This is a genomic window from Streptomyces sp. NPDC026672, from assembly GCF_040638185.1.
In the GTDB taxonomy this organism is placed as follows: Bacteria; Actinomycetota; Actinomycetes; order Streptomycetales; family Streptomycetaceae; genus Streptomyces.
This window is the reverse complement of record NZ_JBEZXS010000017.1, coordinates 21,330-44,775: the sequence shown is the minus strand read 5'-3', so window position 1 is coordinate 44,775 and position 23,446 is coordinate 21,330. Positions and strand designations below refer to the sequence as shown.

Here is a 23,446-nt window from a genome sequence, read left to right as displayed (position 1 = left end):
ACATCCCGATCGGCCGGTAAGTCACCTTTCCTTATCTTTTGCACCAGGCGAGAGAAGGCTCACGATGCGGACGTACGCGCAGAAGGAAAGGGCGGACGGCGCGCCAACACGCGCCGTCCGCCCGTCCGTTGGGGACTCGCCGAGGGGGCCGAGGTGCTGCGGAGGGGTTAGGGCACCACCGCCGGATCGGTCGGACCGGCCACCCGGTCGTCGCCCTCGTCGTCCTCGTCGTCCACGGCGATGCCGCGACGCTTGGAGACGTACACCGCGACGACAATCACGAGCAACGCGACGACCGCGACCAGGACGCGTACGCCGACGCTCCGGTCCGCGCCGTAGCTGAACTTGATGACCGCGGGCGCGATGAGCAGCGACACCAGGTTCATCACCTTCAGCAGCGGGTTGATCGCGGGACCCGCGGTGTCCTTGAAGGGGTCGCCGACCGTGTCGCCGATCACGGTGGCGGCGTGGGCCTCGCTGCCCTTGCCGCCGTGGTGGCCGTCCTCGACGAGCTTCTTCGCGTTGTCCCAGGCACCGCCCGAGTTGGCAAGGAAGACCGCCATCAGCGTGCCCGCGCCGATCGCGCCCGCGAGGTACGAGCCGAGCGCGCCCACACCGAGCGTGAACCCTATGAAGATCGGCGCCATCACGGCGAGCAGTCCGGGCGTGGCGAGTTCCCGCAGGGCGTCCCTGGTGCAGATGTCGACGACCTTGCCGTACTCCGGTTTCTCGCTGTAGTCCATGATCCCGGGCCGCTCGCGGAACTGCCGCCGCACCTCGAACACCACCGAACCCGCCGACCGCGACACGGCGTTGATGGCGAGTCCGGAGAAGAGGAAGACGACCGCCGCGCCCGCGATCAGCCCGACGAGGTTGTTGGGCTGCGAGATGTCCAGCGACAGGCTCAGCGGCGCGCCAGGCCCGGTCAGCGTGGCGCCCACGTCCCGCACGTTGGTGGTGATCGCGTCGCGGTACGACCCGAAGAGCGCCGACGCCGCGAGCACCGCGGTGGCGATGGCGATGCCCTTGGTGATGGCCTTGGTGGTGTTGCCGACCGCGTCCAGGTTGGTGAGCACCTGCGCGCCCGCGCCCTGGACGTCGCCGGACATCTCGGCGATGCCCTGCGCGTTGTCGGAGACCGGCCCGAAGGTGTCCATGGCGACGATCACACCGACCGTGGTGAGCAGTCCGGTGCCGGCCAGCGCCACCGCGAACAGCGCCAGCATGATCGACGTGCCGCCGAGCAGGAACGCGCCGTAGACGCCGAGGCCGATCAGCAGCGCGGTGTAGACGGCCGATTCGAGACCCACGGAGACACCGGCGAGGACGACGGTGGCCGGACCCGTGAGCGAGGTCTTGCCGATGTCCCGGACCGGACGGCGGGTGGTCTCGGTGAAATAGCCGGTGAGCTGCTGGATCACGGCGGCGAGCAGGATGCCGATGGCCACCGCGACCAGGGCCAGGATCCGCGGATCGCCGTCCTTGGCCCGGATCGCCGCGTCGGTGAGGCCGTCGAGCTCCGCGTACGTCCCTGGCAGGTAGACGAAGACCGCGATCGCGACGAGCGCGAGCGAGATCACCGCGGAGATGAAGAAGCCGCGGTTGATCGCGGTCATGCCGCTGCGGTCGTTGTGGCGCGGGGCGACCGCGAAGATGCCGATCATCGCGGTGATCACGCCGATCGCCGGCACGAGCAGCGGGAAGGCGAGTCCGGAGTCGCCGAAGGCCGCCATGCCGAGGATCAGCGCGGCGACCAGGGTCACGGCGTACGACTCGAACAGGTCGGCCGCCATGCCCGCGCAGTCGCCGACGTTGTCGCCCACGTTGTCCGCGATGGTCGCGGCATTACGCGGATCGTCCTCCGGAATGCCCTGCTCGACCTTGCCGACCAGGTCGGCGCCGACGTCGGCGGCCTTGGTGAAGATGCCGCCGCCGACCCTCATGAACATGGCGATCAGCGCGGCCCCGAGGCCGAAGCCCTCCAGGACCTTCGGCGCGTCGGCCGCGTACACCAGCACCACGCAGGACGCGCCCAGCAGGCCGAGTCCCACCGTGAACATGCCGACGACGCCGCCGGTGCGAAAAGCGATCTTCATGGCTTTGTGCGAGACGGCGGTGAGATCCTTTTGCGGTTCGCCCGCCGCCGGAGTGGCTTCGCGGGCCGCCGCGGCGACCCGGACATTGCTGCGTACGGCGAGCCACATGCCGATATAGCCGGTGGCCGCCGAGAAAGCGGCGCCGATCAGGAAGAACACCGATCGGCCGATGCGCTGATTCCAGTCGTCCGCGGGCAGCAACAGGAGCAGGAAGAACACGACCGCGGCGAATACTCCGAGCGTGCGCAACTGCCGTGCCAGATAGGCGTTCGCGCCTTCCTGGACCGCCGCCGCGATCTTCTTCATGCTGTCGGTGCCCTCGCCGGCGGCGAGCACCTGGCGCACCAGGATCCCGGCGAGCGCGAGCGCCGCCAGCGCGACCACCGCGATCACCGCCACCAGGACGCGGTTGTCGTCGGTCAGGACAGCGGCTGCGAGGGTTGTGGGATGGCCCGACTGCTGAGGGGTAGAAAGCCCCGCCATTCGTCCTCCTTGACGCTTGGGCTGAGCTCCAGATGTGGACGGATTCTAGGTAGCGGAACCTGATCAAAACAGTGTGCGGTTAACGTTGTTGCTCTTCGAATCCTGATCCACAAATGATCGACTCGCACGACGGAACCCGAATGCAGTAATGCCCCAAAAGCATTCACGCCGCATTGCCGCTTGATCGAATGGCGGAGCCCTCGGTCGTGAATTCCTTCACGTATTCCGCGCGCCGCGGGGAGAACAACACGAAGGGCCCTGCTCAGCAGGGCCCTTCGAGGGTGGAGCGGGTGGCGCGGAGCGCGCCGTGGATCAGGTCAGCGGGGCCGCGGCGGGCGGGGTCGTCGGCCAGGTCATACGGATCTGACCGCCGTGCTCTCCCGCGGTGACCTCCACGTCGTCGACGAGGCCGCTGATGACCGCGAGGCCCATCTCGTCCTCCTCGGTCTCCGCGTCCGTGTCGTCGGCGGCGCCGGGAGCCCGGTCGCCCGGGGCCGAACGGGGAGCCTCGTCGCCGACCTCGATGGAGAACTGCTTCTCCTCCTCGATCAGCAGCACCTTCACCGGCGAGGTGATGCCGGCGCTCTGGTGCAGTCCGACGGCGCGTGAGCACGCCTCGCCGACGGCGAGGCGCACCTCGTCGAGGACGGCCTCGTCCACTCCGGCCCTGCGCGCCACCGCTGCCGCCACCAGCCGGGCGGTCCTGACGTGCTCGGGCAGCGCGCTGAAGCGGAGTTCGACGGTGGCCATGCATCCCCCTCGGAACAACGGGCGTGCTGTCGGGGAGCCGGGCAGCCGAAAGACCTGACCTCCCCTGGATGAACTTCGAGGCCCCGGACCCTTGGGCCCGGGGCAGGGCCCGACCGCCGGCTCGGACCGGTCGGCGGTCCGGGTTCGGTCGGCGGGCCCGGGATCAGTCGGTGGCCGCCACTGCTTCCTCGACCGAGGTGTGGATGGGGAACACCTTGGTGAGACCGGTGATGCGGAAGATCTTCAGAATGCGCTCCTGGTTGCAGACCAGGCGCAGGGAGCCCTCATGGGCACGCACACGCTTCAGGCCGCCGACCAGCACGCCGAGCCCGGTGGAGTCGAGGAAGTCCACGCCCTCCATGTCGACGACGAGGTGGAAATTCCCGTCGTTCACCAGCTCGACCAGCTGCTCGCGCAACTTGGGCGCGGTATATACGTCGATTTCGCCACCGACCTCGACGACCGTACGATCGCCGACGGTACGGGTCGACAGGGACAGGTCCACGGATCCTCCAGCACCTTGCTATCGAGCGGTCGCCCCTCGGGACACCTCGGCTCACGGTCCCAAGACGGATCGCCAGCCGCGATGGCATTCAATCACTTACCGGCAGGCGTGCACGACGCCTTGGCCCCATTGTCCGTCACGCCGGTGACACACTCGGTGCCGATGGCCAAGAATCACCGATCCGATCGGAACCCGACGGACGCCGCGCCCGGCTTCTCCCCGGGCCCGGTGCTGGACCGGCTCGCCTCGGGACCGAGCCGGACCTCGCGCATCACTCATACGGAGCACTTGCCCCCGCGGGAGGGCCGCCATGCCGTCTGGCCCGACCGGATCCGCGCGGAGGTGATCGCGGCCGTCCAGTCGGCCGGAATCACCGATCCCTGGGCCCACCAGGCACGCGCCGCCGAGCACGCCCTCGACGGCGACTCGGTCGTGGTCGCCACGGGCACCGCCTCCGGCAAGTCCCTGGCGTACCTCGTCCCGGTCCTCTCCGCGCTCCTGGACGGCTCCGAGGCCCCGAACGGGCGGGGCGCCACCGCCCTCTACCTCGCCCCCACCAAGGCCCTCGCGGCCGACCAGCAGCGAGCCGTGAAGGAACTTTCACAACCGCTGGGCCATTCGGTGCGCCCCGCCGTCTACGACGGCGACACGCCGTTCGAGGAACGCGAGTGGATCCGCCAGTACGCCAACTACGTCCTCACCAACCCCGACATGCTGCACCGGGGCATACTCCCGTCCCACCCCCGCTGGTCCTCCTTCCTGAAGTCGCTCAAGTACGTCGTGATCGACGAGTGCCACACCTACCGGGGCGTCTTCGGCTCGCACGTCGCCCAGGTGCTGCGCCGACTGCGCCGGCTCTGCGCGCGCTACGGCGCGGCGCCGGTGTTCCTGCTGGCCTCGGCGACCGCCGCCGAGCCCGCCGTGGCCGCCCGCCGGCTCACCGGGCTCCCGGTGGTCGAGGTCGCCGACGACGCCTCCCCCCGCGGTGAACTGGTGTTCGCGCTCTGGGAGCCGCCGCTCACGGAGCTGCACGGCGAGAAGGGCGCCCCCGTCCGCCGCACCGCCACCGCCGAGACCGCCGACCTGCTGACCGACCTCGCCGTGCAGGGCGTGCGCTCGGTCGCCTTCGTGCGCTCCCGGCGCGGCGCCGAACTGATCTCGGTCATCGCGCAGGAACGACTCGCCGAGGTCGACCGCTCCCTGGCCCGGCGCGTGGCCGCCTACCGCGGCGGCTACCTCCCGGAGGAACGCCGCGCCCTGGAGCGCGCCCTGCACTCCGGCGAACTCCTGGGCCTCGCCGCCACGACCGCCCTGGAGCTGGGCGTGGACGTCTCGGGCCTGGACGCTGTGCTGATAGCCGGCTATCCGGGCACCCGCGCCTCCCTGTGGCAGCAGGCGGGCCGCGCGGGCCGCTCCGGCGGGGGCGCCCTCGCCGTACTGGTCGCCCGCGACGACCCGCTGGACACCTTCCTGGTCCACCATCCCGAGGCCCTGTTCCAGCAGCCCGTGGAGTCCACGGTCCTCGACCCCGACAACCCCTACGTCCTCGCCCCGCACCTGTGCGCCGCCGCCGCGGAGCTGCCGCTGACCGAGGAGGACCTGGACCTCTTCGGCCCCGGCGCCGCGGCCGTGCTGCCCCAGCTGGAGGCCGCGAAGCTGCTGCGCCGCCGCACCCGGGCCTGGCACTGGACGCGCCGCGAGCGGGCCGCCGACCTGACCGACATCCGCGGCGGGGGCGGGCGTCCGGTGCAGGTCGTGGAGGCGAGCACGGGGCGGCTGCTGGGCACGGTGGACGAGGGCGCCGCGCACTCCGCGGTGCACGAGGGAGCGGTCCATCTGCACCAGGGCCGCACCTACCTGGTGCGCTCGCTCGACCTGGAGGACTCGGTCGCCCTGGTCGAGCAGGCGAACCCGCCGTATTCGACGGTCGCCCGCGACACCACGTCGATCTCCGTCCTGGAGACGGACATCGAGATCCCCTGGGGCTCGGGGCGTCTGTGCTACGGCTCGGTCGAGGTCACCAACCAGGTCGTCTCCTTCCTGCGTCGACGTGTCATCACGGGCGAGGTGCTGGGCGAGGCCAAGCTCGACCTCCCACCGCGGACGCTGCGCACCCGCGCGGTGTGGTGGACGGTCACCGAGGACCAGCTCGACGAGGCCCGGATCAATCCGGAGATCCTCGGCGGCGCCCTGCACGCCGCCGAACACGCCTCGATCGGCATGCTGCCCCTCTTCGCGACCTGCGACCGCTGGGACATCGGCGGCGTCTCGGTCCCGCTGCACCCGGACACCCTCCTCCCGACGGTCTTCGTGTACGACGGCCATCCCGGCGGCGCGGGCTTCGCGGAGCGCGCCTTCCACACGGCCCGTGCCTGGCTCTCCGCCACCCGTGAGGCCATCGCCGCCTGCGAGTGCGACGCCGGCTGCCCGTCCTGCATCCAGTCCCCCAAGTGCGGCAACGGCAACGATCCCTTGCACAAGAGGGGCGCGGTGCGCCTCCTCTCGGTGCTGCTGCGGGAGGCGCCGGAGGAGAAGCGGGAGGCGGAGGTGTCGGACCGGTAGGCGGGGCGCCGGGCGTGCCGACCGGGGCGGGGTGAGCAGGGTGGGTCGGCCGGGGCGGGCCCACCCCGTGGTCGGCCGGGCACGTTCGCTTCGGCTATCGGTCCCGGGCGCCTCCGAGCGGTTCGGACGTCCCCGACGGGGCCCGGGGTGGGTCCTGGGGCACCGGGCCCGCCGGGCCGGCGCGGGCCCGGACCTCCGTCGTGAAGGGGCCGCCGCCCGCCGACGCCGTCACGTCGGAGATCTCGCCCACGACCGCGCACCGCGCCAGCCGTGTCCCCTGCGCCGCCGCCACCCGCTCGGCGCGGGCGCAGGCCGCCTCCGTGCCCTCGGCCCAGTGGTCCGCCGCGGCGAGCGCCGCGAGATCCGCGCCGCCGGCCGCCCGGTGCCGGACCACCACGGACTGCCCCAGCGCGAGCACCACACCGAAGACCACACACAGCAGCCCGATGGCCCCGATGCTCCACACCGTGGCGGATCCCCGGTCGGAGAATCGCCCGTTCGAGTGATGGAAGCGCCAGAGGCAGCGGAAGCGAGGCCATGCGCCCCGGCTCCGCGAGCGCCCCGGGCCCTGGACCGTCCACCGGCTCACAGTCCCTCCTCCCGGGTCCCCACCGTCTCCTCCGCCGCCGCCACGGCCTCCTCCCTGAGCTCCAGGGGGAGGGCGCCGAGCATCGGCGGCCTCGCCACCACCGTGACCCGGACCTGGTCCCCCTCCCGGGCGATGGTGATCCTCGCTCCCGCGGGTGCCGCCTCCCGGGCGATCTCCCGCACCGCGTCGGCCGGGTCCTGCCGGGCCGCCGCCCGCGCGCCCGCCCTGGCGGCGTCCACGCACTGGATCTGGGCGACCACCGCGAACAGCCCCCAGACCAGTGCCATCGTGAACGCCACCAGCACGGGCAGCACCACGGCCGCCTCCGCGGTCACGAACCCCGCGTCGCGCCGCCCCCGCCTCTCACATCCGCGCACTGAGCGCCCGCTTCACGATGCCCTGGAGCTCCGAGCGGACCTGCCCGCTCGTCACGACCTCGTACAGCAGCAACGCGAAGCCCACCGCGGCGACGATCCCCATGGCGTACTCGGACGTCACCATCCCCGCGTCCCTGCGCCGCAGTGCTCCCAGCCGCGCACGCGCCTTCCTGACCTTCTCGACCATCTCAACTCCCTTTGTCCTCAATCGCCTGTTCTCGATCGTCGTCAAATCTGTTGCTCACGCCGTCCGGTCCGTGTCCCGCTCAGCGACCGCCTCCTGCCACCACGCCGCCCGCCAGCCCGATCACCACGGGCAGGATGCCGACCGCGATGAACGCGGGCAGGAAGCACAGTCCGACCGGCGCGGTGACCATGACGGCCGCCCGGCGTGCCCGTGCCGTCGCTGCCCTCGCCCACTCCGCGCGGGCGTCAGCCGCGAGCCGCGCCACGGGACCGGCCGCCGGAAGCCCGGACTCGTCGGCCCGCAGCAGCAGCCGCGCCAGCGCGCCGGCACCGGGCAGGGCGGCCAACCTCCGCCAGGCGTCACCCGGTTCACCGCCGAGCCGCACCTCGGCGGCGCCCCGCGCGAGCCGCTCCCCGACGGGCCCTCCAAGTGCCTCGCCCACGGCCTGCGCGGCGAGCACCGGACCGGCTCCGGCCGCGATGCAGGCGGCCAGCAGATCGGCGGCGAGGGGGAGTTGGCGCGCGGCCTCGGTGGCGTCGAACTCCTCCGCTCGGCTCGCCTCGCCCTGTCTCCGCCGCCGGCGCCACAGCCCCGCCGCGACGGCCGCGCCCACCACGACCCCGACGACCCCGCCGATCAGCACCCACCCGGCACACACCGCGCCGGCCACGGGCGCCCACCGCCGCACGGTGTCCGGCGCCACCAAGGGCGGGCGAGCGACCGGTTCCTCCACCGTCAGCAGTCCGGTCAACCGCCGTCGGGCCAGCCGCCGGACCCGGAGATCCGCCAGCCGGAGGGCGAGCCACACCAGAATCGCACCGATCGCCGCGGCCGCCCCCAGCCTGTGGAAAACCTCGGCGCTCATGCCGCCTCAGCTCCCCGCACGATCCGTGTGACCCACCACATCCCGGCTCCTTCGAGGACGCCTCCGACCACCAGACAGCCCAGTCCGGCGCCGCTGTGCAGCAGCACGTGCAGCGGGTCGGCGCCCATGGCCGTACCGAGCAGCAGGCCCAGCACGGGCAGTCCCGCGAGCATCACCGCGGTCGCCCGGGCACCGGCCAACTGGGCGCGCAGGTCGGCCCGTTGGTCCCGCTCCGTTCGCAAGGCCGCGTCGAGCCGGTCGAGTCCGGCCGCGAGCCCGGCGCCCTGGTCGACGGCCACCCGCCAGCACGCGGCGAGCCCCCGCAGCCCTTCCGCACCCGGTTGTCCGGCCGCCGCGGCCAGCGCGCCCGGCACGTCCCCGCCGAACCGCGCCGCCGCGACCACCGCGCCCTGGGTCTCCCCGAGCCCGCCCGTGTCCCGGGCCGCCCGTAACAGCGCCTCGCCCGGCTGGCGTCCGGAGCGCACCTCCCCGGCGAGCGCCCCGCACAGGGCGATCACCGCGTCACCACGCGCTTCCCGGGTCCGCCGCAACTCCCGGGAGAGCCGGACCCGGCGCAGCACCGGCACCCCGGCCGCCCCCGCGACGACCGGAATCACCGAGCCGCCCAGCACCGCGAGCACCGCCCCGGCGACGACCGCCCACCACTCACCCCGCAACCGGCCGCACCAGCGCCGCAGTTCACCGACACCCCGCTCCCAATGCGGGGGTCCTGCCCCAACGACCCCGCCGCCCGCGAGCAGCAGCCGCGCCCTCCGCGCCCCGTGCTGCCGCCCGCCCGTCAGCCACACGGCCGCGCCGACGCACACCACCGCGGCACCCATCACCGCCTCACCCATGCCGCTCACCGCCTCCGCCCCTCGTCGCCTCCGCGTCCGGCGCCCGGTGCGCCGCCTCCGGTGCCCGCGGCCCGTCGAGCAGCCCGCGCAGCCGCTCCCAGCCCCGCTCCCGCACGAACTCCCGTGCGCCCCACCGCAGCGCCGGAACGGTCCGTACAAGGCCCGAGGCGTCCCGTTCCAGCACATGCACCTCGGCGATCCGTCTGCGCCCCTTCCGGTCCCGCACGAGGTGCAGGACCACCGACAGGGCCGCCGCCAACTGGCTGTGCAGGGCCGCCCGGTCGAGTCCGGCCGCCGTGCCCAGCGCCTCCAGCCGTGCTGGGACATCGGCCGCCGCGTTGGCGTGGACCGTGCCGCAGCCGCCCTCGTGGCCGGTGTTGAGCGCGGCCAGGAGATGCACCACCTCGGGGCCGCGCACCTCGCCGACGACCAGCCGGTCGGGCCGCATCCTGAGCGCCTGCCGCACCAGGTCCTCCAGGGTCACCAGGCCCGCGCCCTCCTGGTTGGCGGGTCTGGTCTCCAGCCGGACCACGTGCGGATGGTCGGGCCGCAACTCCGCCGAGTCCTCCGCGAGCACAATCCGCTCCCCCGGCCCGACCAGCCCGAGCAGCGCGCTCAGCAGGGTCGTCTTGCCGCAGCCCGTCCCGCCGCTGACGAGGAACGACAGCCGCGCGTCCAGCAGCGCGCGCAGCACGCGGTCGCCACCGGGCGGCACCGTGCCTGCCGCCACCAGTTCATCGAGCGTGAACGCCCGGGGCCGTACGACCCGCAGGGACAGACAGGTGCTGCCGACCGCCACCGGGGGCAGCACGGCGTGCAGCCGGGTGCCGTCGGGCAGCCGGGCGTCGGCCCACGGACGCGCGTCGTCGAGCCGTCGTCCGGCCACCGCGGCCAGGCGCTGCGCGAGCCTCCGCACGGCCGCCGCGTCGGGGAAGGTGACCGGGGTCAGTTCGAGTCCGCCGCCCCGGTCGACCCACACGCGGTCCGGCGCGGACACCAGGACGTCGGTCACCGAGGGGTCGGCGAGCAGCGGCTCCAGCGGCCCGCTGCCGACGAGTTCGGAGCGCAGCCGCTCGGCCGCGCCGAGGACCTCGGCGTCCCCGAGCACGCGCCCCTGTTCACGCAGCGCCTGCGCCACCCGCGCGGGTGTCGGTTCGGCGCCGCTCTCGGCCAGCCACCGCCGTACGCCGTCCAGCAGCGCGGGGCCGTCCTGTGTGCCGGTCGTGGGGAACGCGTTCATACGCCACCCGCCTCGACGAGCGTCCGCTCCCAGAAGTCCTTGCAGAAGCGGGCGAGCGGTCCGCGGGCCGCCGCGCCGGGCGGTCGGCCGCTCTCGTGCGGCCTCGACAGCCCGGATTCGACGGGCACTTCACCGACCAGGGGAAGGCCGAGCAGCCGGGCCACCTCGCGGTCGTCCAGACCGGCCGTGTACGGCCCGCGGACCGCCACGCGCAGGTCGCGCACCACCATGCCGACGGCCGACGCCACCCGTCCGGCCGCCGCGACGGCGCGCAGCTCGGCGGGGACGACGAGCAGGGCGAGGTCGAGCTGGGCCAGCGCCTCGGCGACGCCCTCGTCCAGGCGCCGGGGCAGATCGACGACGACCGTGCCGCCGCGCCGCCGGGCTGCGGCCAGGACGGCCCGCACCGCCTGGGCGGGAACGGACACACAGTCGCCCCGGTCCCAGCTGAGCACCCGCAGGGAGTGCAGTTCGGGCAGCGACTCCTCCAGGGCGCCGCCGCCGACCCGGCCGCGCGAGGCGGCGAAGGCGGGCCAGCGCAGTCCCTCGGCGGTCTCCCCGCCGAGCAGCACGTCGAGTCCGCCGCCGAGCGGATCGGCGTCCACGAGCAGGGTCCGCAGTCCCTCCCGCGCGGAGGTGACGGCGAGCGCGCAGGCCAGGGTGGAGGCACCGGCCCCACCACGTCCGCCGACGACTCCGACGGTGAGCGCCGGCCGGCCGACGCCCTCGGCGACGTCGGCGATGCGGTCGACGAGCCACTGCTCCCCGTCGGGCAGCATCAGGACGTGGTCGGCGCCGATCTGAACGGCGCGTTTCCAGACGTCGGGGTCGTCCTGGTCGCGGCCGACCAGGACCACTCCCCTTCTGCGCGCCGCCGCCCGCACCCGGCGTGCCGCGTCGTCGCCGACCAGGACGAGGGGCGCCGCCTCCCAGCCCCCGCCGCGTTCCGGCAGTCCGTGGTGGACCTCGGGCGTGGCGCCGGCCGCCGCGCACAGGCGCAGCAGGTCGTCGAGGAGCCGGGGATCCTCGGTGACGATGAGCGGCCTTCCGGGCCGGCCCGCGGTGGCGGGCGACGGATCACGGGTGACAGTTCCGGCCATGTGTGTTCCCCCTTCGCTGCTTCTTGCGCGCGGCACTCCGGGGCCACGCGATTCCCGAACATGTGAAGAACCGGCAACCGGCCTCCATATGAACGGCCGATACGAACCGGCCATACGCGCCCTGGCAATCGGAACCGGCCATGAACTCGCGGCGGCCGGAGCGCGTGGAATCACGGTGCAGCGATCCCGGAAATCATGTGGATCTTGGTCGATAACTGTGGACAACTCAGCGGTTGTGAATATCGCTGTCGCTCATACCGGCGAGGCGCGCGGCGGCCCGTGTGCGACTTCCGCAGAGCAGTCCGACGACTACGGACAGTCACAGATCATGGGCAGGGCGAAGCAGCGGTCGAAACCGTCCCGTCACGGCACGGCAACCGCCTGGAGAAGCAGAAAACCCACCCGGACATGCGACGACCCCCGCCGGGGGGGAGAGCGGGGGTCGTCCCCACGGCCGACTCGGGGGGGGAGGAGTCGGGCCGGGTTAGCACGGTCGCGAACGATCCGTGACTTCCATGGTGTACCCGAGAGCCCTCTCAGGCAAACCCACACGCGCCACCTTACGCCGAATGGTGGGCGCCTATGCTCAGGGTCGTGGAAAACCACTCCTTGCCCCGCACAGCCGCCTTCTTCGACTTGGACAAGACGGTCATTGCGAAGTCGAGCACGCTCACGTTCAGCAAGTCGTTCTACCAAGGCGGGCTGATCAACCGCAGGGCCGCCTTGCGCACCGCATATGCCCAGTTCGTCTTCCTGGTCGGCGGCATGGACCACGACCAGATGGAGCGCATGCGCGAGTACCTGTCCACCCTCTGCCGCGGCTGGAACGTCCAGCAGGTGAAGGAGATCGTCGCCGAGACCCTGCACGACCTGATCGACCCGATCATCTACGACGAGGCGGCCTCCCTCATCGAGCAGCACCACATGGCCGGACGTGACGTGGTGATCGTGTCCACGTCGGGCGCGGAGGTGGTCGAGCCGATCGGCGAGCTGCTCGGCGCCGACCGCGTGGTGGCCACCCGCCTGGTCGTGGGTGACGACGGCTGCTTCACCGGAGAGGTGGAGTACTACGCGTACGGCCCGACGAAGGCCGAGGCGATCAAGGAACTGGCCGCCTCCGAGGGGTATGACCTCGACCGCTGTTACGCCTACAGCGATTCGGCCACCGATCTGCCGATGCTCGGGGTCGTCGGACATCCGCACGCCGTGAACCCGGACCGCGCGCTGCGCCGCGAGGCCCTCGCGCGCGGGTGGCCGATCCTCGACTTCCACCGGCCGGTGCGGCTCAAGCAGCGGCTGCCCACGCTCTCGACGCCGTCCCGCCCGGTGCTCGTCGCGGCGGCGGCCATAGGAGCGGCGGCGGCCACGGCGGGGCTCGTCTGGTATGCGAGCCGGCGCCGCGGTTCGGTCGCCTGAGTCGACTTCCGCCGGTTCCACCGGCCCGCGCGGGACACCGGCACCCGTTTATGACCTGTTTGAACCTAAAAGTAAAGAACGATGGGCAGGGGTTTCGCTCGCTCCGGGCTTGCAGTACAAAGGACTCAGCGGCCCGCGAGACCGAAGGACATCCGAGAGGATCACCTTTAAAACGCATTTGGCCCCACGGACCCCGCATGGACACCGGGCACCCACGCGACGTCGACCCGTCGATTACGGGCCAGCCGCACCAGGGACGGGCGAAGTTCCCGACCTGATGGGCAGAATATCGAGGACGCTTGGTAACCCGGTGGACATGCCAGCGGCGGTACGAATACTCGTACCGCCGCATTTCTTTTCCCGCCTCCTGGAACGGGAGGCGTGCGAGAGGCGTTCCCCCCGTCGCGGCCCTCAGGCCGCGCCGCGCTGGAGCGCCTCGCACACCGCCGTCGACTCGCGCGCGCCCAGTTCGACCGCTCTGCCGCAGTGGGCGATCCAGGCCGCCATGCCCTCCGGAGTACCGGAGACATAACCGTCGAGCGCGGCCAGATAGGCCGCGCGCCCCTGCTCGGCGTGTCCCACCTCGGCGGGGCAGACCGACTTCGGGTCGAGGCCGCTGCCGATGAGCACGATCCGTCCGGCCGCGCGCGCGACCAGTCCGTTGTGGGACGCGAAGGGGCGCAGCGCGAGCAGTTCGCCGTGCACGACGGCCGCCGTCACCAGCGCGGGCGCGGCACTTCCGGCGACGATCAGCTGCGACAGGCCGTCGAGCCGGCCGGACACCTCGTCCGCGTCGGGCAACGGCAGTTCGACCAGCGGTTCGTCGACCGCCTCGCCGCGGAGCCGGGGCCGGCCGACCTCGTCCGCCCCGTGCGCGGCGGCCACGAGATGCAGCCGGGCCAGCACCCGCAGGGGTGACTGCCGCCAGACGGACAGCAGTTGACCCGCCTCGGCGGTCAGCCGCAGCGCCGCGCCCACGACACGCGCCTCGTCGTCCACGCCGAAGTCGGTGCGGCGACGCACCTCCTCCAGCGCCCAGTCGGCGCCGGACAGCGCGGCGGAGCCCCGGGCGCCGCGCAGGGCCGCCTCGGAGGTGATCTCGTTGCTGCGGCGCTGCATGATCCGGTGCCCGTAGACCCGGTCCACTGCCTTGCGTACGGACTCCACGGGCTCGGCCACGCCGGGCAGCGCGCCCAGGGCCGCGAGCGGATCGGCGGTTGCACCTGTCGTACTCATGAGTACGACCCTACGCACCCGGCGGTCCGCCCCACGAAGGAGTGGTCTTGTTCACTCCTCCTGACACGTACAGCTATCGATTGACTACCGTTCGCGAATATGAGAATTGCTTTCGTCGGAAAGGGCGGCAGCGGAAAGACCACGCTCTCCTCCCTCTTCATCCGCCATCTCGCGGCCGCCGGCACCCCGGTCGTCGCGATCGACGCCGACATCAACCAGCACCTGGGAGCCGCCCTCGGTCTGGACGACAAGGAGGCGGCCGCCGTCCCCGCGATGGGCGAACAGCTCACGCTGATCAAGGACTACCTGCGCGGTGGGAACCCCCGCATCGCCTCCGCGGCGACGATGATCAAGACGACCCCGCCCGGCGAGGGCTCGCGGCTGGTGCGGGTGCGGGAGCCCAGCCCGGTCTACGACGCCTGCTCCCGTCCGGTGGAACTCGACGGCGGCGCCATCCGTTTGATGGTCACCGGCCCCTTCACGGACGCCGACCTGGGAGTCGCCTGCTACCACTCCAAGACGGGCGCGGTGGAGCTGTACCTCAACCACCTGGTCGACGGCCGCGACGAGTACGTGGTGGTCGACATGACCGCCGGCTCCGACTCCTTCGCCTCCGGCATGTTCACCCGCTTCGACATCACGTTCCTCGTGGCCGAGCCGACCCGGAAGGGGGTCTCCGTCTACCGCCAGTACAAGGAGTACGCCCGCGACTTCGGGGTCGTCCTCAAGGTCGTCGGCAACAAGGTGCAGGGACAGGACGACATCGACTTCCTCCGCGCGGAGGTCGGGGACGACCTGCTCGTGACGGTCGGGCAGTCGGACTGGGTGCGCTCGATGGAGAAGGGCCGGCCGCCGCGGTTCGAACTCCTGGAGGAGGCCGGCCACAGCGCCCTGCGGCAGCTGCGGGTCGCCGCCGACGCCACGTACGAACTGCGGGACTGGGAGCGCTACACCCGCCAGATGGTGCACTTCCATCTGAAGAACGCCCAGTCCTGGGGCAACGAACGGACCGGGGCCGACCTGTCCGCGCAGATCGACCCCGGGTTCGTCCTCGGCGAAGGCGTCGGCGCCCCCGCCTGAGGGGCTACGGCCGACGGGGCGCGGCTACTGCCTGACGGCCGGCGCTCCCGGCACCCCCTTCGGGGCCGGGGCCGGCTCGCCCGACAGGAAGGACGCCCAGCCCTGCTTGGGCGCCTCGCCCACATTCAGACCGCGCAGCTTGGCCAGGGTCTGCGGGTCCTGGGCGTCCAGCCAGTCGGCGAGCTGACGGAAGGACACACAGCGCACCTCGGGCTTGGTGCACACCTCCTGGACGACGTCGTCGATGGCACGCATGTAGGTGCCGCCGTTCCAGGACTCGAAGTGGTTGCCGACGACCAACGGGGCGCGGTTGCCGTCATAGGCGCGGTAGAAGCCCTTGAGCAGGCCGTCCCGCATCTGGTCACCCCAGTAGTCGTACTTGTCGGGGTCACCCTGGGTCGAGGTGCCGGACTGGTTGACCATGAAGTTGTAGTCCATGGTCAGCTGCTCGTAGGTGTGCCCGGGGAAGGGCACGAGCTGCATCGACAGATCCCACAGGCCCTCCTTCTTCTTGGGCCAGACCTGGTCGTTGACGCCGCTCGTGTCATAGCGGAAGCCCAGGTCGCGGGCCGCCTTCATGAAGTTCTTCTGCCCTTCCAGGCAGGGGGTGCGGGCGCCGACGAGCTCCTTGTCGTAGTCGAAGGGCAGCGGCGCGGCCTTCGACAGGCCGCTGTTGGTCTTCCAGGTCTTCACGAACTGCTTGGCCTGGGTGATCTCGCTCTTCCAGTCGTCCACGGACCACTCGCCGACCCCTCCTTCGGCACCGCAGAAGTGGCCGTTGAAGTGGGTGCCGATCTCGTTGCCCTCCAGCCAGGCGAGCCGCAGCTGCTGGGCGGTGTCGGAGATGCCCTTCTGGTCGTTGAAGCCGATCTCCGAGCGGCCCGGTGAGTGCTGCGGAGGGTGGTAGAGGTCACGCTTCTCCTCCGGCAGCATGTACACGCCGCTGAGGAAGTACGTCATGGTCGCGTTGTTGGCCTTGGCGACCTTGCGGAAGTGGGAGAACAGCTTCTGGCTGTCCTCGCCCGCGCCGTCCCATGAGAAGACCACGAACTGCGGGGGCTTCTCACCGGGCTTCAGCTTCTTGGGCTTGGGCAGGTGCGGCTGCGCGCCGGTGTAGGCGGTGGAGCCGTCGCCGATCAGACGGACAATGCTCTTCGGGGGCGCCGCGGCCCCCTTCTGCGGACCGGACGCTCCCTCCCCAGACCCGCTGGAGCCGGTCGCGCATCCGGCGAGTGAGGCGGCACAGGCCGCGGCTGCCATGGCGCCCGCGGCGATCCTCTTGGTGGCGGCCATGTTCCGCCCACCTTCTTCCTTCTCTCAGGCAAACGCCGATGAGGGCGTTCTGTGATGAAGTGCCGGATTGATGCCGACAGCGCCGCCAAGATCGCACGAGGTCGAGAAGGAGTTAGTACGACAAGCCGATGAAATGCGCACTTCACCTCATGGGGTGAACTACTGCACCATTTGCGCCAAAAATCCATGCTTGGCCTTTACTCTGCATTACGATTCGTTTACCGAGCGTTGATTCATCCCGCCGCCGCGTGCCGTGTTCCACGGCCGCGCCCGCCCCCGTCGTCGACGGGGAGAACACCCCCCTTCCTCGACCGAGCTGCCCCGGAGGAGACGGGAAAAATGTCAGCCTGCGCCCCCATCCGGTCCCATCTCTTCGGGCTCGCCCGATCCACCGGAACCCCCACCGCCCATCCGCCGCGCGCCCAGCGCCCCCATCCCGCGCACAGCCCCCCGGCCGGACCGCCCCGGCGCCGGTGGCACATCGCGGGTGCCGACGTGTCCGCGGCCATCGCGGTCTTCCTGATCGCCCTGCCGCTGTCCCTCGGCATCGCCCTCGCCACCGGCGCCCCGCTCCAGGCCGGCCTGGTCGCGGCGGCCGTCGGCGGCCTCGTCGCCGGCCGCCTCGGCGGCTCCGCGCTCCAGGTCAGCGGCCCCGCCGCGGGACTCACGGTCGTCACCGCCGACCTGATCCACCAGTACGGATGGCGTACGACGTGCGCGATCACCGTGCTCGCCGGTCTCGCCCAACTCGGCCTGGGCTGGCTGCGGGTGGCCCGCTCGGCGCTGGCCGTGAGCCCCGCCGTGGTGCACGGCATGCTCGCGGGCATCGGCGTCACGATCGCCATGGCCCAGCTGCACATCGTCCTCGGCGGCACCCCGCAGAGCTCCGTCGTCGACAACGCCCGCGCCCTGCCCGCCCAGTTGGTGAACCTGCATCCGGGCGCGGTGTCGGCGAGCGTGCTGACGCTGCTCGTGCTGGTGGCATGGCCCCGGCTGCCCGGACGCCTCGGCACCATCGCGCGCAAGGTCCCGGCCGCCCTGGTCGCCGTCGCCGCGGCCACCGCCGTCGCCTCGCTCACCGGGCTGCACCTGGCCAGGGTCGACCTGCCCTCCTGGTCCAACCACGCCCTGCCGCATCTGCCCGAGGGCTCGGCGGCGGGCCTCGCGGCGGCCGTCCTCACCATCACGCTCGTCGCGAGCGTGGAGTCGCTGCTGTCCGCGGTGGCCGTGGACAAACTGGCGGCCGCCCGCGGCGGACCGCCCGTGCCACGCTCCGACCTGGACCGCGAACTACGAGGTCAGGGCGCCGCCAACATCGTGTCAGGAGCGCTCGGGGGCCTGCCCGTCACCGGCGTCGCGGTACGCAGCTCGGCGAATGTGCACGCGGGTGCCGTGAGCCGGAACTCCACGATGCTGCACGGCGTTCTCGTAGTAGTCGCCGCGCTGCTGATGGTCCCGATCCTGGATCTGATCCCGCTCGCCGCTCTCGCCGCCCTGGTGATGGCCGTCGGCATCCAGATGGTGTCCCTGCACCACATCCGCACGGTGACCCGCCACCGAGAAGTGCTGGTGTACGCCGTCACCACACTCGGCGTGGTCTTCCTGGGCGTCCTGGAGGGCGTGGCGCTCGGGGTCGCCGTGGCCGTCGCCGTCGCCCTCCACCGCCTCACCCGCACCCGCATCACCCACGAGGAGAAGAGAGGAGTCCATCACGTACATGTGAGAGGTCAGCTGACGTTCCTGGCGGTGCCCCGCCTCAGCCGGATCCTGCACCGCATCCCCCAAGGCGCCCCTGCCGTGGTGGAGTTGGACGGCTCGTTCATGGACCACGCGGCGTACGAGTCGCTCCACGACTGGCGGACCGCGCACACCGGCCAGGGCGGCACGGTCGATCTGACCGGCTGCCGCACCGGTGTACGGACCACCGAGCCGACCCAGTCGGCCCCCTCGACCGAGTGCCGCTGCCGACCGTGGACACCGTGGCGCAACCACCAGTGCGCCATGCCGTCCGGCGGTTCGACAAGGAACGGGTCGGAGCCGGGCGACGGCGACGACGCAAGTGCCGGCACCCGTCCTCGGACCCGCACCACCGACGACCCGAGACCGAACACCGGCAAGGACACGGACACCAGCCCCAGCGCCAGCGCCAACTCCGGGCCCGGCTCCGGCACCAGCACTGGCGCAAGAGTCGGCACGGCCTCCGGCCCCGACGAGACCTCCGGCAGTCATGAACTCGCCCGTGGGATCAGCGCGTTCCAGCGCAACACCGCGCCACTGGTGCGGGGTGAGCTGGCGCGGCTGGCCCGGGAGGGACAGCAACCGTCCCAGCTGTTCCTCACATGTGCGGACTCTCGGCTCGTCACCTCGATGATCACCTCCAGTGGTCCCGGTGACCTCTTCGTCGTCCGCAACGTCGGCAACCTGGTGCCGACGCCGGGCCAGGAGAGCGGCGACGACTCGGTGGGCGCGGCGATCGAGTACGCGGTGGACGTACTGAAGGTGCGGTCCGTCACGGTGTGCGGGCACTCCGGTTGCGGGGCCATGCAGGCGCTGCTCAACTCCACGCCCGGGGAGGGGCGGACACCGCTGGAGCGGTGGCTGCGGCACGGGCTGCCGAGCCTGGAGCGGATGGCCGACGACGGCCTGCCCTGGGCACAGTTGGCCGGACGGCCCGCCGCCGACGCGGTGGAGCAGCTCTGTCTGACGAACGTGGTCCAGCAGTTGGAGCATCTGCGCACCCATGAGTCGGTGGCACGGGGGCTGGCGGCAGGGGAGCTGGAGCTGCACGGCATGTACTTCCACGTCGGGGAGGCCCAGGCGTATCTGCTCGGCGGGGCCGACGAGCGGCCCCGGGTGTTCGAGCATGTGGCGGGCGTGGAAGAGGTGCCGAGTCCGGCCTGAGCCACACGTTGCGGGCCACTGGCGTCCGCTGGCGTCCGCGCCGGGCCGCCGTCTCGACACGCCGGGCACCTCTCCGCTCGGCGTGTCGAGGCCTTGGGGCTGAACTCGGAGGTGGCGGCGTCCGTGGGTACTGGTGACACCGGTCGACCACACAGGTCTAAACCAATTTTCTGTCGACCCTTGTCATCGGGCCCCCGGGTCTGATGAGCTGTGGCCTGGGACACAACGGACACCCTTCGAAAGGGAGATGTCGTGAGCAACGAAAGCCTGGCCAACCTCTTGAGGGAGGAGCGACGCTTCGCGCCGCCCGCTGACCTGGCCGCGGATGCCAACGTCACGGCGGAGGCGTACGAACAGGCCAAGGCTGACAGGCTCGGCTTCTGGGCCGAGCAGGCCCGCCGGCTGAGTTGGGCCGAGGAGCCGACGCAGACGCTCGACTGGTCGAATCCGCCGTTCGCGAAGTGGTTCGCGGACGGCAAGCTGAACGTGGCGTACAACTGCGTGGACCGGCATGTCGAGGCGGGTCACGGGGACCGGGTGGCCATCCATTTCGAGGGTGAGCCGGGCGACAGTCGGTCGATCACCTACGCGGAGCTGAAGGACGAGGTCTCGCGGGCCGCGAATGCGCTGCTGGAGCTGGGCGTGGGGGCGGGCGACCGGGTCGCGATCTATATGCCGATGATCCCGGAGACGGCCATCGCGATGCTGGCCTCGGCCCGTATCGGCGCCGCGCACTCGGTGGTCTTCGGCGGTTTCTCGGCGGACGCGCTCGCCACGCGCATCCAGGACGCCGACGCCAAGGTCGTCATCACCTCGGACGGGGGCTGGCGGCGCGGCAAGCCGTCCGCGCTCAAGCCAGCCGTGGACGACGCGGTGGCGCGGGTGGACAGCGTGGAGCACGTGCTCGTGGTGCGGCGCACCGGCCAGGACGTCGCCTGGAACGACGAGCACGACGTGTGGTGGCACGAGATCGTGGAGCGGCAGTCCGCCGAGCACACGCCGGAGGCGTTCGAGGCGGAGCACCCGCTGTTCATCCTGTACACATCGGGGACGACCGGGAAGCCGAAGGGCATCCTGCACACCTCGGGCGGTTACCTCACCCAGACGTCGTACACGCACTGGGCGGTCTTCGACCTGAAGCCGGAGACGGACGTGTACTGGTGCACGGCCGACGTCGGCTGGGTGACCGGGCACTCGTACATCGTGTACGGGCCGCTGGCCAACGGCGCGACCCAGGTCATGTACGAGGGCACGCCGGACACCCCGCACCAGGGCCGTTTCTGGGAGATCGTGCAGAAGTACGGGGTCACCATCCTGTACACGGCGCCGACGGCGATCCGCACGTTCATGAAGTGGGGCGACGACATCCCCGCCAAGTTCGACCTGTCCTCCCTGCGCGTGCTGGGCTCGGTGGGCGAGCCGATCAACCCCGAGGCGTGGGTCTGGTACCGCAAGCACATCGGCGCCGACCGCACACCGGTCGTCGACACGTGGTGGCAGACCGAGACCGGCGCCATGATGATCTCGCCGCTGCCGGGCGTGACCGAGACCAAGCCCGGCTCAGCGCAGACCCCGCTGCCCGGCATCTCGGCGACCGTGGTGGACGACGAGGCGAACGAGGTGCCCGACGGCGGCGGCGGTTACCTCGTCCTGACCGAGCCGTGGCCGTCCATGCTGCGCACCATCTGGGGCGACGACCAGCGCTTCCTCGACACGTACTGGTCGCGCTTCGAGGGCAGGTACTTCGCCGGCGACGGGGCGAAGAAGGACGACGACGGTGACATCTGGCTCCTGGGCCGGGTCGACGACGTCATGCTCGTCTCCGGGCACAACATCTCCACCACCGAGGTCGAATCGGCCCTCGTCTCCCACCCCTCGGTCGCGGAAGCGGCCGTCGTCGGCGCCACCGACGAGACCACGGGCCAGGCCATCGTCGCCTTCGTCATCCTGCGCGGCACCGCGTCCGAGGACGACGGCCTCGTCACCGACCTGCGCAACCACGTGGGCGCCACGCTCGGACCGATCGCCAAGCCCAAGCGGATCCTGCCCGTCGCGGAACTCCCCAAGACCCGCTCCGGCAAGATCATGCGCCGCCTCCTGCGCGACGTCGCCGAGAACCGCCAGCTCGGAGACGTCACCACCCTGACCGACTCGACGGTCATGGACCTCATCCAGGCCAAGCTCCCGGCCGCGACCAGCGAGGACTGAGCCCGTCGCCCTCCCGGCGACCCGAACACACGGCTCCTCAAGGGGTGTCCCGCACCAGCGGGGCACCCCTTCCCCGCACCCCACACCCACACCCGCACCGCGCAACTCCCGGCGGCGGCCCCGCCCCCTCCCCGCGCGCCGGGTAAAATAGGCAAAGCGTGGAGAACCATCCACTGGGTGAGCCGGGAAGTCTGGTCGGCACAGGACATGTCGTGCCCACCGACCGGAGGTCTCCCCCGTGACCGCGCCCCGCATCGCCAGTACCAAGGCCCGCAGACTGCTCGGACGGCTGTCCCTGCCCGAGCGGACCTTCGTCGCGGACGCGCTGCGCACCGAGACCGTGGGCGGGGTCCTGCTGCTGATCGCCGCGATCGCGGCGCTGGTGTGGGCGAACGTCCCCGGGGCGCACGACAGCTACGCGAGCGTCTCCGGTTTCCACTTCGGCCCCGCGGCCCTCGGCCTCGACCTCTCCGTCGCGCACTGGGCGGCGGACGGGCTGCTGGCCGTGTTCTTCTTCGTCGCCGGCATCGAGCTCAAGCGCGAACTCGTCGCCGGGGACCTGCGCGACCCGAGGGCGGCCGTCCTGCCGGTCGTCGCCGCGCTGTGCGGCATGGCCGTACCGGCGCTCGTCTACACGCTCACCGCCCTCACGGACGGCGGCTCGGGCGCGGGCTGGGCGGTGCCGACCGCCACCGACATCGCCTTCGCGCTCGCCGTGCTCGCCGTCATCGGCACGTCCCTGCCGAGCGCCCTGCGCGCCTTCCTGCTGACGCTGGCAGTCGTCGACGACCTGTTCGCCATCCTGATCATCGCGGTCTTCTTCACCGACCGCATCAACGTCGCCGCGCTCGCCGGGGCCGTCGTCGCGCTGGCCGTGTTCTGGCTGCTGCTGCGCCGCGGCGTGCGCGGCTGGTACGTGTACGTGCCGCTGGCGCTCGTCGTCTGGGGGCTGATGTACAACAGCGGCGTCCACGCGACGATCGCGGGCGTCGCGATGGGCCTGATGCTGCGCTGCACCACCCGCACGGGTGAACGGCGCTCCCCCGGTGAACACATCGAGCACCTGGTGCGCCCGCTGTCGGCGGGACTGGCCGTGCCGCTGTTCGCGCTGTTCAGCGCCGGAGTGCCGGTGTCGGGGGCGGCGCTGGCGAACGTGTTCGCACGGCCGGAGACGCTCGGGGTGGTGCTCGGTCTGGTCGTCGGCAAGACGGTCGGTGTCTTCGGCGGCACCTGGCTGACCGTCCGCTTCACCCGGGCCAGGCTCGACGACGACCTCGCCTGGGCCGACGTCTTCGCGGTCGCCGTGCTGGCCGGCATCGGGTTCACCGTCTCGCTGCTGATCGGTGAACTCGCCTTCGAGGGCGACACGGTGCTCACCGACGAGGTCAAGGCGGCCGTGCTCACCGGGTCGCTGATCGCGGCCGGCTGCGCGACCGTGCTGCTGAGGCTGCGCAACGCCAAGTACCGCAGGATGTGCGCGGACGAGGAGCGCGACGACGACCAGGACGGCATCCCGGACGTCTACGAACAGGACGACCCGGCATACCACCTGCGCATGGCGGAGATGCATGAACGCAAGGCCGCCGAGCACCGCCGTATCGCCGCCGAGCGGGCCGCGGGACGGCACGGGCTTGCCGAAGTGGCGGGCGGGGCAGGCGAGGAGGACGACCGTCCGGCATGATCTGACGAGACGGTACAAAA

General features: G+C 71.8%; 18 protein-coding genes. 6 read left to right on the top strand and 12 right to left on the bottom strand.

From position 1 onward, the window contains the following. Nucleotides 1-167: 167 nt before the first annotated feature. The 3 genes from AB0F77_RS20830 to bldG form a co-directional block, all read right to left on the bottom strand. On the bottom strand, nt 168-2,579 hold the full coding sequence (locus AB0F77_RS20830; protein ID WP_361950423.1) for a sodium-translocating pyrophosphatase: 2,412 nt from the start codon (nt 2,577-2,579) through the stop codon (nt 168-170). 312 nt (nt 2,580-2,891) lie between these two features. Next, nucleotides 2,892-3,329, bottom strand: a complete 438-nt coding sequence (locus AB0F77_RS20825; RefSeq protein WP_361950420.1) for an ATP-binding protein — start codon at nt 3,327-3,329, stop codon at nt 2,892-2,894. Nucleotides 3,330-3,492: 163 nt separating this feature from the next. Further along, a complete protein-coding gene (gene bldG / locus AB0F77_RS20820; protein WP_010986038.1) occupies nt 3,493-3,834 on the bottom strand; it encodes an anti-sigma factor antagonist BldG in 342 nt (113 codons plus the stop codon). 81 nt (nt 3,835-3,915) lie between these two features. Between bldG and AB0F77_RS20815 the strand changes: the two genes are divergently transcribed. After that, on the top strand, nt 3,916-6,396 hold the full coding sequence (locus AB0F77_RS20815) for a DEAD/DEAH box helicase (protein WP_361950417.1): 2,481 nt from the start codon (nt 3,916-3,918) through the stop codon (nt 6,394-6,396). 94 nt (nt 6,397-6,490) lie between these two features. Here AB0F77_RS20815 and AB0F77_RS20810 read toward each other — a convergent pair whose 3' ends face one another. The 7 genes from AB0F77_RS20810 to ssd all read right to left on the bottom strand — a co-directional run bounded on the left by AB0F77_RS20810 (nt 6,491) and on the right by ssd (nt 11,611). Further along, the gene (locus AB0F77_RS20810; protein WP_361950414.1) at nt 6,491-6,862 is read right to left on the bottom strand and encodes an Rv3654c family TadE-like protein; all 372 of its coding nucleotides are present in this window, start codon (nt 6,860-6,862) and stop codon (nt 6,491-6,493) included. 119 nt (nt 6,863-6,981) lie between these two features. Then, a complete protein-coding gene (locus AB0F77_RS20805; RefSeq protein WP_361950411.1) occupies nt 6,982-7,320 on the bottom strand; it encodes a TadE family type IV pilus minor pilin in 339 nt (112 codons plus the stop codon). Between the two features lie 28 nt (nt 7,321-7,348). Then, nucleotides 7,349-7,549, bottom strand: a complete 201-nt coding sequence (locus tag AB0F77_RS20800; protein ID WP_361950408.1) for a DUF4244 domain-containing protein — start codon at nt 7,547-7,549, stop codon at nt 7,349-7,351. Nucleotides 7,550-7,628: 79 nt separating this feature from the next. After that, the gene (locus tag AB0F77_RS20795) at nt 7,629-8,414 is read right to left on the bottom strand and encodes a type II secretion system F family protein (protein WP_361950405.1); all 786 of its coding nucleotides are present in this window, start codon (nt 8,412-8,414) and stop codon (nt 7,629-7,631) included. Beyond that, the gene (locus AB0F77_RS20790; protein ID WP_361950745.1) at nt 8,411-9,271 is read right to left on the bottom strand and encodes a type II secretion system F family protein; all 861 of its coding nucleotides are present in this window, start codon (nt 9,269-9,271) and stop codon (nt 8,411-8,413) included. The genes AB0F77_RS20795 and AB0F77_RS20790 overlap by 4 nt, the downstream gene beginning before the upstream one ends. After that, nucleotides 9,264-10,511, bottom strand: coding sequence for a TadA family conjugal transfer-associated ATPase (locus AB0F77_RS20785; RefSeq protein ID WP_361950402.1), 1,248 nt, complete (start codon nt 10,509-10,511; stop codon nt 9,264-9,266). Before AB0F77_RS20785 ends, AB0F77_RS20790 begins: the two co-directional genes overlap by 8 nt. Then, nucleotides 10,508-11,611 (bottom strand): septum site-determining protein Ssd, encoded by a 1,104-nt coding sequence (gene ssd / locus AB0F77_RS20780; protein WP_361950399.1) that lies wholly within the window; start codon nt 11,609-11,611, stop codon nt 10,508-10,510. The genes AB0F77_RS20785 and ssd overlap by 4 nt, the downstream gene beginning before the upstream one ends. 582 nt (nt 11,612-12,193) lie before the next feature. Here ssd and AB0F77_RS20775 point away from each other — a divergent pair. Next, nucleotides 12,194-13,027: an HAD-IB family hydrolase gene (locus tag AB0F77_RS20775; protein WP_361950396.1), complete on the top strand. Its 834-nt coding sequence runs from the start codon at nt 12,194-12,196 to the stop codon at nt 13,025-13,027. Nucleotides 13,028-13,438: 411 nt separating this feature from the next. Here AB0F77_RS20775 and AB0F77_RS20770 read toward each other — a convergent pair whose 3' ends face one another. Further along, nucleotides 13,439-14,263 (bottom strand): oxidoreductase, encoded by an 825-nt coding sequence (locus tag AB0F77_RS20770; RefSeq protein WP_361950393.1) that lies wholly within the window; start codon nt 14,261-14,263, stop codon nt 13,439-13,441. Between the two features lie 99 nt (nt 14,264-14,362). Here AB0F77_RS20770 and AB0F77_RS20765 point away from each other — a divergent pair, with 99 nt between their 5' ends. Then, on the top strand, nt 14,363-15,343 hold the full coding sequence (locus AB0F77_RS20765) for an ATP-binding protein (protein WP_361950390.1): 981 nt from the start codon (nt 14,363-14,365) through the stop codon (nt 15,341-15,343). 24 nt (nt 15,344-15,367) lie between these two features. Here AB0F77_RS20765 and AB0F77_RS20760 read toward each other — a convergent pair whose 3' ends face one another. Beyond that, the gene (locus AB0F77_RS20760) at nt 15,368-16,636 is read right to left on the bottom strand and encodes a hypothetical protein (protein WP_361950388.1); all 1,269 of its coding nucleotides are present in this window, start codon (nt 16,634-16,636) and stop codon (nt 15,368-15,370) included. Nucleotides 16,637-16,975: 339 nt separating this feature from the next. On the opposite strand from AB0F77_RS20760, the gene AB0F77_RS20755 reads away from it, so the two are divergent. The 3 genes from AB0F77_RS20755 (at nt 16,976) to nhaA (ending at nt 23,426) form a co-directional block, all read left to right on the top strand. Then, nucleotides 16,976-19,537, top strand: a complete 2,562-nt coding sequence (locus AB0F77_RS20755) for a SulP family inorganic anion transporter (RefSeq protein WP_361950385.1) — start codon at nt 16,976-16,978, stop codon at nt 19,535-19,537. A 252-nt stretch (nt 19,538-19,789) separates the two neighbouring features. Then, nucleotides 19,790-21,745 carry an acetate--CoA ligase gene (gene acs / locus AB0F77_RS20750; RefSeq protein WP_361950382.1) on the top strand — a complete coding sequence of 652 codons (1,956 nt, stop codon included), beginning with the start codon at nt 19,790-19,792 and terminating at the stop codon, nt 21,743-21,745. Nucleotides 21,746-21,983: 238 nt separating this feature from the next. Next, nucleotides 21,984-23,426, top strand: coding sequence for a Na+/H+ antiporter NhaA (gene nhaA / locus AB0F77_RS20745; protein WP_361950379.1), 1,443 nt, complete (start codon nt 21,984-21,986; stop codon nt 23,424-23,426). The last annotated feature ends 20 nt before the right edge of the window (nt 23,427-23,446 follow it).

Excerpts from the sequence above, each read along its gene's own strand:
- AB0F77_RS20830 (WP_361950423.1), bottom strand. The coding sequence starts at position 2,579 with ATGGCGGGGCTTTCTACCCCTCAGCAGTCGGGCCATCCCACAACCCTC.
- AB0F77_RS20825 (WP_361950420.1), bottom strand. The coding sequence starts at position 3,329 with ATGGCCACCGTCGAACTCCGCTTCAGCGCGCTGCCCGAGCACGTCAGG.
- AB0F77_RS20815 (WP_361950417.1), top strand. The coding sequence starts at position 3,916 with ATGGCATTCAATCACTTACCGGCAGGCGTGCACGACGCCTTGGCCCCA.
- AB0F77_RS20800 (WP_361950408.1), bottom strand. The coding sequence starts at position 7,549 with ATGGTCGAGAAGGTCAGGAAGGCGCGTGCGCGGCTGGGAGCACTGCGG.
- AB0F77_RS20795 (WP_361950405.1), bottom strand. The coding sequence starts at position 8,414 with ATGAGCGCCGAGGTTTTCCACAGGCTGGGGGCGGCCGCGGCGATCGGT.
- AB0F77_RS20790 (WP_361950745.1), bottom strand. The coding sequence starts at position 9,271 with ATGGGTGAGGCGGTGATGGGTGCCGCGGTGGTGTGCGTCGGCGCGGCC.
- AB0F77_RS20785 (WP_361950402.1), bottom strand. The coding sequence starts at position 10,511 with ATGAACGCGTTCCCCACGACCGGCACACAGGACGGCCCCGCGCTGCTG.
- ssd (WP_361950399.1), bottom strand. The coding sequence starts at position 11,611 with ATGGCCGGAACTGTCACCCGTGATCCGTCGCCCGCCACCGCGGGCCGG.
- AB0F77_RS20775 (WP_361950396.1), top strand. The coding sequence starts at position 12,194 with ATGCTCAGGGTCGTGGAAAACCACTCCTTGCCCCGCACAGCCGCCTTC.
- AB0F77_RS20770 (WP_361950393.1), bottom strand. The coding sequence starts at position 14,263 with ATGAGTACGACAGGTGCAACCGCCGATCCGCTCGCGGCCCTGGGCGCG.
- AB0F77_RS20765 (WP_361950390.1), top strand. The coding sequence starts at position 14,363 with ATGAGAATTGCTTTCGTCGGAAAGGGCGGCAGCGGAAAGACCACGCTC.
- AB0F77_RS20760 (WP_361950388.1), bottom strand. The coding sequence starts at position 16,636 with ATGGCCGCCACCAAGAGGATCGCCGCGGGCGCCATGGCAGCCGCGGCC.
- AB0F77_RS20755 (WP_361950385.1), top strand. The coding sequence starts at position 16,976 with ATGTCAGCCTGCGCCCCCATCCGGTCCCATCTCTTCGGGCTCGCCCGA.